Raw genomic sequence first — 1,522 nt, 5'->3', positions numbered from 1 at the left:
TCCGTTCCACCGCCAGCCGTTCTGGCTCACCGGCCGGCGGGGCCGCCGCCCGGACGGGCCGCAGCATCCGCTGCTCACCGGCCAGCTGGCCACGCCCACCGGCCAGCGCCTGCTCACCGGCCAGCTCTCCACCCGCAGCCACCCGTGGCTCGTCGACCACGCCATCACGGCCGGCTGCCTGCTTCCGGCGACCGCGTACGTGGACCTCGCGCTGCACGCCGGCGGCGGCACCGGGCACCCGTACCTCGACGAGCTCACCCTGCACCAGCCGCTGTTCCTCACCGAGCAGCCGACCGACGTGCAGGTCAGCCTCGACCCGCCGGACGAGGAGAACCGCCGCGGGTTGACCGTCCACTCGCGGCCGTCGGGGAGCACCGACGAGAGCGGCTGGACGCACCACGCCACCGCGACCCTCACCGCCGGGCCCACCACCGCACCGCCCGCCGCCCGCACCGAGTGGCCGCCGGCCGGCGCCGTCCCGCTGCCGGTCGACGGGGTGTACGAGTGGTTGGCCGAGCTCGGTTACCGGTACGGGCCGGCGTTCCAGGGCCTGCGCCGCGCCTGGCGTGCGGGCGACGACCTGTACGCCGAGGTGGCGCTCCCGGAACCGGTCCGCGACGACGTCGACGGGTACGGGGTGCACCCGGCGCTGCTCGACGCCGCGCTGCACGTGCTGGCCCTCGCCGCCGACGGTGAGGTGAACCGCATCCAACTGCCGTTCGTCTGGTCCGGCGTACGGCTGCACGCCAACCGGGCGACCAGTGTCCGGGTGCACCTGGTACGCCGGGGCGGGGAGCAGGCCGCCCTGGTCGTCCACGACCCCGCCGGCCAGCCGGTGCTGGACGCCGAATCGCTGGTGCTGCGCGAGGTGCCGGTCGAGGGCGGGCGACAGACCGCCGTACGGGTGGATCCGCAGTGGCTGCTGCACGTGGACTGGCTCCCGGTCGACCCGCCGGAGCCCGGCGGGGTCGGTTCGGTGGCGGTGCTGGACGACGACCCGGACGCGGTCGACCGGTGGTCGGCGGCGTTCGGGACGGTGTCGGCGTACCCGACCATGGCCGCGCTGGCCGAGGCGGGCGGCGCGGGGACGCGGACGGTCGTGCTGCCCTGGTACGGCGCCGGCCCGGTGGTCGACGGGGCGGACGTCGACGTGCTGGCCGCCACCCACGGGTCGACCGAGTCGCTGCTGCGGGTGCTGCAGAAGTGGCTGGCCGAGGAGTCGCTGGCCGACAGCCGGCTGGTGGTGGTGACCCGGGGTGCGGTGAGCACCGGCGTGGACGACCGGATCAGCGACCTGGCGGCCGCCACCTGCTGGGGGATGCTCCGCACCGGGCTCGCCGAACACCCGGACCGGATCACCGTGGTGGACCTGGACGAGAAGGCGGAGAGCGTGGCCGCCCTAGGCCGGGCCGTGGGGTCGGGTGAGCCCCAGGTGGCCATCCGCGACGGCGCGCTCCATGTGCCGCGTCTCCAGCCGGCCCACACGTCGGCGGGTCTGCCGCTGCCGGACGAGGACACCTGG

Annotated in this window: 1 protein-coding gene; it reads left to right on the top strand. The window is 75.9% G+C overall.

Annotation, left to right across the window (positions count from 1 at the left end; translation table 11 throughout):
• Positions 1 to 1,522, top strand: a 1,522-nt coding sequence (locus ONA70_RS36195; protein ID WP_265010973.1) for a polyketide synthase dehydratase domain-containing protein, incomplete at both ends; no start/stop codon positions are given.

Source organism: Micromonospora yasonensis (genome assembly GCF_026013475.1).
GTDB classification, from domain to species: Bacteria; Actinomycetota; Actinomycetes; order Mycobacteriales; family Micromonosporaceae; genus Micromonospora; species Micromonospora yasonensis.
The sequence above is the reverse complement of the archived record's forward strand: the minus strand, read 5'-3'. Positions and strand labels throughout refer to the sequence as shown.